This is a genomic window from Janthinobacterium aquaticum (assembly GCF_009208565.1).
Lineage (GTDB): Bacteria > Pseudomonadota > Gammaproteobacteria > Burkholderiales > Burkholderiaceae_D > Janthinobacterium.
The window spans coordinates 1-6228 of the sequence record NZ_WFLK01000028.1; the positions used below are offsets into that span (position 1 = coordinate 1).

Consider the following 6228-nt stretch of genomic DNA (forward strand, 5'->3'; position numbering starts at 1 on the left):
CAGGACCGTGAAACAACTTTGCGCCGATGATAGTGCTGCAACCAGTGTGAAAGTAGGTTATTGTCAGGCTTGTTATTCGTAGTAGAGAAAAACCCGATCAGAAATGGTCGGGTTTTTTTTCGTCCGTAGGTCGGAGTAGGTCGGATTAGGCCCTCCGGGCCGTAATCCGACAACATTGTTGAACCCTGCGGTGTTGTCGGATTACGCGCTGCGCGCTAATCCGACCTACGTGATGATTCGATTGGCGTGATAATCCGATCAACGCTTTAACCGGACCGAAATCAAAACCCTGCAGCAATTCCAGAGCCACATCCCTGGTCGTCATGTTCTCTTCATATTGGATCGGTACGATAGCAGTTAATACTCCAACTGAATGCGTGCAACCATGCTGGCCAAGCTCAAGCTTCTGAAAACCTCGAAAGGCATTGACAGCATATTGATGCTGTCGGGCGTAGTAATTGTCTGGATTACCACCTTCTTTTATCCGCACCATATACCGCCCAAGGCGGCCGCCCAGGCTGTGCTTGCTCATGGGCAGTGGCAGCCTGATGCCATCTGGCTGGCTTTGCTGGCCATCGCGTTGGCAGTGTTCGAAGTGCTGCGTCCTGGTACCTTGCTGTCGCGCTATCGAACGGCCCTGCGCATACTGGCGCTCGCCTCGATCCTGGTGCCGCTGGCTATCTACCTGTTGTCGATCAGCACTGACGTAATGTGCCATGCCGGCATGGCTTGCCCTGATATCGGCAGCTGCTGGTGGCTGCTCGGTTTGTGCTTGTTCTGGCTGCCTGCGCAGCCGCGCATGGCCACGCTGGCGGCAGGTGTGATTCTGCTGTGTGGTTTGTTGCTCGGCATGCGCTCCAGCCAGCCTTTCAGCTATACCTTATGGTCCGCTTGGATTGCAGCTTATATTCTGTACTTGCTGTATCGCTGCCATACACCGGATGACGCGTTGGCCTGAAATGCGAAAGTGCGTCACAATCTGCCTGTCGAGTTGTCGTCTCATACAAGAACAGGATCAACATGAACGAGCAGATAGCGAGAGATGTGGTACTGGTGCGCGCCATCGAACAGGCCGACCAGAACAAGGAGATTCTCAGCGAAGAGGATCGCATGTATGCCAGCCGCAGTGCGCGCGAGCTGGCGCAGTGGCAGGCTTCGGACAAGCAGGCCGAGGTAACCGGGGATGACTTCCTGCAGCAGCGTTCCGAACAGATATTGAAGCGACTGGCTGAACGCACGCCTGCCTTTGCCGGCCTGTCCAGACGCCGACACGGCATGAAAACACTGGCCCTCACCTTGCCGGTGATTGCCTTGCTGCTGGGCGCAGGACTCGACCGCATTACCGACCCGCACCGCGTCGACCTGCTGTCGGCGCCGCTGCTGTTGATTATCGGCTGGAACCTGCTGGTTTATCTGGCTCTGGTGATCTGGCTGTTTATTCCTTCCCATCCGCTGGGTTGGCCCAAGGCCGGCCTGGTGCGCCAGCTGAGCGTGGGCAAGTTGCGCATGCCGCGCAAATTACCGCACGTACTTGCCACCGGCCTGCTCAATTTTACGGTGGAATGGGGCAATCTCAGCAGTAAGTTGACCGCTGCCCGCCTGAGCCGCACCATCCACTTGAGTGCTGCCATGTTTGCCATCGGCGCCGTGCTTTCGCTGTATGCGCGTGGTTTTCTGTCGCAATATGCGGCCGGCTGGGAAAGCACGTTCCTGGGCGCCGGGCAAGTGCATAGCTTGCTGTCGACCCTGTTTGCGCCAGCCATCGCCGTGTTTCCGCTGCAAGGTTTTTCGCTGGCCGAGATCGAGGCGCTGCGTTTCCCGCAAACCACGGCGGCCGAAGGCGGCGCGCGCTGGGTGCATCTGTATGCGGCAACAATTTTCCTGCTGGTGGTCTTGCCGCGCGTGCTGTTGGCGGCGGCCAGCAACTGGCGCGCAGCGCGACTGGCGCGACATTTCCCACTCGACCTCGATCAGCCGTATTTCCGCAAGCTTAATGACAGCATTGGCGTCGCCACCGGCGGCACGCTGCGTGTTTTACCCTACAGTTTTACTGTTGATGAGGCGCGCCACAAGGCGCTGGGCCAGCTGGCCATCATGCTGTTTGGCGAGCAGGGCCATGTCATGCTGCGCCCGTCGACCGCTTATGGCGAGGAAGCAGGCGCGGCCTTGCGCGACACCAATCTGAACGATGCGCAAGTCAATTTGACCGCAGTGCTGTTCAATCTGACCGCCACGCCGGAAAAAGAAAATCACGGCGCTTTTCTCGACTACCTGGTGCTGCATGCACCGCGTGGCATTGCGGTCTTGCTTGATGAGTCGGCTTATCTGGAGCATACCGGCGAGGCGGCACCGAACGCGCGCCTGGGTGAGCGCATAGCGCTGTGGCAGCAGTTCTGCCAGTTCCATCAAACCACGCCCACCGTGGTCAACCTGCATGAGTCAGCCCGTTATCCGATCGATGCAGGTACCGGGCTGGCGTTATCGACAAGCAAGTCATGAGCATCAATATGAACAAGGCAGTCCAGGACGATGCAGTGCAAATCCAGTTTGCGCTGATCTCGCATACTAACAACGGCAAGACCACGCTGGCGCGCACGCTCGTTGGTATCGATATCGGCGAAGTACGCGATGCCGCGCATGTCACGATTTTTGCCGAGTCGCATACCTTGCTGGCCACGCCCGAGGGCGATGTCTTGCAGCTGTGGGATACACCGGGTTTCGGCGATTCGGTGCGCCTGCTCAAGCGCCTGGGGCAGTCCGGCAATCCGATCGGCTGGTTCCTGCGCGAAGTGCTGGACCGTTATCGTGACCGTCCGTTCTGGCTCAGCCAGCAGGCCTTGCGTACGGCCAGGGATGCGGCCGATATCGTGTTGTACCTGGTTAATTCGTCGGAAGATCCGCGCGATGCCGGTTATCTGCCGTCGGAGATGAAAATCCTGGAATGGCTGGGCAAACCGGTGGTGGTCCTGCTTAACCAGATGGGCCCACCGCGCGCCGGCAACGCTGAGCAAGGCGAGCAACTGCGTTGGCGCGAACATCTGCAGCAATATCCGATTGTGCGCGAAGTCCTGGCGCTCGACGCCTTTGCCCGTTCGTGGGTCCATGAGCGCGTGTTTTACGAATCGGTCGGCAAGTTGCTGCCGCAACACCAGCAGGCTGGCTATACGCGACTGTTTTCCACCTGGCAGGCAAACAATACGGCGCGCTTCGAGCAAGCGATGCAGTTGCTGTCGCATCAGCTGGCGGTAGCCAGCCAGGACAGCGAGGCCATCGAAACCGGCGCCAAAGGATTGCTGAAATCGGCTTTGCAAGTGGTTGGCATCGGCAAGAACGAGGCGCAGCAGCGCCAGGAAAAAGCCATGGCCGGCCTGGTGGCGCGCTTGAACGCCAGCAATGGCGAAACCACGCGCGAGCTGCTGATCCTGCACAAACTCGATCCCACCGATGCGCACAAGATCAACACGCGCGTGCGTGACAACTTTACCGTGCGCGCACCGATCGACAAGGCGCAAGCCGGTTTGCTCGGGGCGATGGTATCGGGCGCAGCAACCGGTTTGTCGGCCGACCTGATTTCGGGCGGCCTGACGCTGGGCGCCGGCGCCTTGCTTGGCGGTGTAGTTGGCGCGCTGACCTTTGCCGGCGCCGCCTGGGGCTTCAATTCCGGTATGGATCGCAATCAGCCGACCATGCAATTTACCGATGCCTTCCTGCGTACGATGGTGGTCGCAGGCGTGCTGCGTTATCTGGCAGTGGCGCACTTTGGCCGCGGCCGCGGCAACTTTGTTGAAAGCGAAGCGCCGGCTTTCTGGCAGGATGAGGTCGAGCAGGCGGTAGCGCGTCACGATGGCCAGTTGGCTGAATTGTGGAAAGAGGCGCGCCGCGCGCAGACGCCGCAGTTGGCTGCCGAGCGAATCGCACCCGTGATAACGGCGATTGCTTCGGAAACCCTGGCGCGCCTGTATCCGGGCATGCAGCAGCATTAGTTTTTACTGTTGCAGCCACTGCTGCAGGAACTGCACGCATACGCGCACTTTTGCCGAGTTCGACAGGCGCGACGTGGTGACCGCCCACACATCGGCTTCCTGTTGGTAGGCTGGCAGGACGCGCACCAGCGCGCCCTGTGCTAGACTGCTCTCGACATCCCATAGCGAGCGCAGGATAATGCCGTGGCCGTCCAGCGCCCACTGATGCACGATCTCGCCATTATTGGCCGACAGCGCGCCATCGACCTTGATGGTTTGATTGCCTTGTGGTCCCTGCAGTTTCCAGCGCCGGCCATCCTGGTCGCGCTCGCGAATCACGATGCATTGATGTTCGCGCAGCTGCGCCAGGCTGGTCGGCGTGCCGCATTGCGCCAGATAAGCCGGTGATGCACACAGCACACGGACATTGCGCGCGATGCGATGTGCGATCAGGTCGGGCTCATGTACCACGCCCACGCGCACGTCGAGGTCAAATCCTTCGCCTGGCAGGTCGACGGGACGGTCCAGCAACTCCAGTTGCACTTGCAGTTCAGGATACTGGCGCGCCAGTTGCGACAGGGCTGGCCCCAGCCGATTGCGGCCAAAGCCGGAGCTGCTGCAAATGCGCAGCATGCCCTGCGGCTGCAGTTTGCTCTGGGCGACGGCCTCGCCCATCTGCGCCACATCTTCCAGGATACGCTGTGCCCATAGTCGCACCAGTTCGCCATGGTCGGTCACGCTGACACGGCGGGTAGTGCGGTGCAGCAGGCGCACCTGCATGGCGTCTTCCAGCATGCCGATGCGTTTGCTGACCACGGCTTTCGAGATGCCCAGTTCCAGCGCGGTGGCCGCAAAGCTGGCCTTCTGCGCAACCAGGCAGAACAGGCGCAAGTCATCGAGCTGGGGTGTGGTTTTCATCAATTGTCTATGTATCGTGAATACTTGGGTTGCGAGATGCCTTATTGTATTCCTTCGTGCGACCAGTATGATGAATCATCCCATCGACAGGAGCATGCCGTGCCTACCCATAAAATTGCAGTGATCGCCGGCGACGGCATTGGTAATGAAGTCATGCCGGAAGGCTTGCGCGTCGTGCAGGCTTGCGCACGCCGTTTCAATATCGAACTGGAGTTCACCACCATGGCGTGGGCGAACTGCGACTATTACCTCGAGCACGGCAAGATGATGCCCGACGACTGGTTCGAGCAACTCAAGGATTTTGATGCGATTTATTTTGGCGCTGTCGGTTGGCCCGATAAAGTGCCGGACCATATTTCGCTGTGGGGTTCGTTGCTGCAGTTCCGCCGGCGTTTCGATGAATACGTCAACCTGCGCCCGGTACGGCTGATGCCGGGCGTACCGTGCCCGCTGGCGAATAAAAAACCTGGCGATATCGACTTTTATGTAGTGCGTGAGAACACTGAGGGTGAGTATTCATCGCTGGGCGGGCGCATGTTTGAAGGCACGGAGCGCGAGACCGTACTGCAGGAATCGGTATTTACGCGCAAGGGTGTTGACCGTATCCTGAAATATGCATTTGAGCTGGCGCAAAGCCGCCCCAAAAAGCATCTGACCTCGGCCACCAAGTCGAACGGCATCGCGATTAGCATGCCGTACTGGGATGAGCGCGTGGAAAACATGGCGCCTGACTTTCCTGATGTGCAGTGGGACAAATACCATATCGATATCCTGGCGGCGCGCTTTGTGCTGAGTCCCGAGCGTTTCGACGTGGTGGTGGCGTCGAACCTGTTTGGCGATATCCTGTCCGACCTGGGGCCGGCTTGTACCGGCACGATTGCCATTGCGCCGTCGGCCAATATCAACCCGGAACGCACGTTTCCGTCGGTGTTTGAACCGGTACATGGCTCCGCGCCCGATATCTATGGCCAGAACATCGCCAATCCGGTTGGCATGATCTGGTCGGGCGCGATGATGCTCGAGTTCCTCGGTAATGGCGACGCCACTTACACGGCCGCCCATGATGCAATACTGGCCGCCATTGAGCAGGTGCTCGAGCATGGCCCGCGCACGCCTGATATGGGCGGCAGCGCCAGTACCACCGAAATGGGCATGGCGATTGCTGAATTGTTGAAATAAATGTTGAAATAAGCTTGCCGGCCGCAGGCCGGCTTGCTATGATTCTGTCCCTCGCAACGCAGTACATGCAAGTGACTGTGAAGCGAGTGAAAAAAGAAGGTTGACGAAATGCTGCAAACGCTTCATACTCTTCCTTCTTCGCAGCTGACAAACACAACGCTTTGTCGAT

General features: G+C 58.9%; 5 protein-coding genes. 4 read left to right on the forward strand and 1 reads right to left on the reverse strand.

Going from position 1 to position 6228, the window contains the following annotated elements; genetic code table 11:
- The first annotated feature begins 373 nt into the window (after nucleotides 1-373).
- The 3 genes from GCM43_RS25370 (at nucleotide 374) to GCM43_RS25380 (ending at nucleotide 3983) form a co-directional block, all read left to right on the forward strand.
- Nucleotides 374-958: a hypothetical protein gene (locus GCM43_RS25370; RefSeq protein WP_152248656.1), complete on the forward strand. Its 585-nt coding sequence runs from the start codon at nucleotides 374-376 to the stop codon at nucleotides 956-958.
- A 62-nt stretch (nucleotides 959-1020) separates the two neighbouring features.
- A complete protein-coding gene (locus GCM43_RS25375) occupies nucleotides 1021-2499 on the forward strand; it encodes a DUF2868 domain-containing protein (protein WP_152248657.1) in 1479 nt (492 codons plus the stop codon).
- An 8-nt stretch (nucleotides 2500-2507) separates the two neighbouring features.
- Nucleotides 2508-3983, forward strand: a complete 1476-nt coding sequence (locus GCM43_RS25380) for a DUF3482 domain-containing protein (RefSeq protein ID WP_226929666.1) — start codon at nucleotides 2508-2510, stop codon at nucleotides 3981-3983.
- Nucleotides 3984-3986: 3 nt separating this feature from the next.
- On the opposite strand, the gene GCM43_RS25385 is transcribed toward GCM43_RS25380, so the two are convergent.
- Nucleotides 3987-4880, reverse strand: coding sequence for a LysR family transcriptional regulator (locus GCM43_RS25385; RefSeq protein WP_152248659.1), 894 nt, complete (start codon nucleotides 4878-4880; stop codon nucleotides 3987-3989).
- 99 nt (nucleotides 4881-4979) lie between these two features.
- Between GCM43_RS25385 and GCM43_RS25390 the strand changes: the two genes are divergently transcribed.
- On the forward strand, nucleotides 4980-6059 hold the full coding sequence (locus GCM43_RS25390) for a tartrate dehydrogenase (RefSeq protein ID WP_152248660.1): 1080 nt from the start codon (nucleotides 4980-4982) through the stop codon (nucleotides 6057-6059).
- Nucleotides 6060-6228 lie beyond the last annotated feature (169 nt).

Coding starts and splice junctions, on each gene's coding strand:
- GCM43_RS25385 (WP_152248659.1), bottom strand. CDS start 4,880: ATGAAAACCACACCCCAGCTCGATGACTTGCGCCTGTTCTGCCTGGTT.
- GCM43_RS25375 (WP_152248657.1), top strand. CDS start 1,021: ATGAACGAGCAGATAGCGAGAGATGTGGTACTGGTGCGCGCCATCGAA.
- GCM43_RS25380 (WP_226929666.1), top strand. CDS start 2,508: ATGAACAAGGCAGTCCAGGACGATGCAGTGCAAATCCAGTTTGCGCTG.
- GCM43_RS25370 (WP_152248656.1), top strand. CDS start 374: ATGCGTGCAACCATGCTGGCCAAGCTCAAGCTTCTGAAAACCTCGAAA.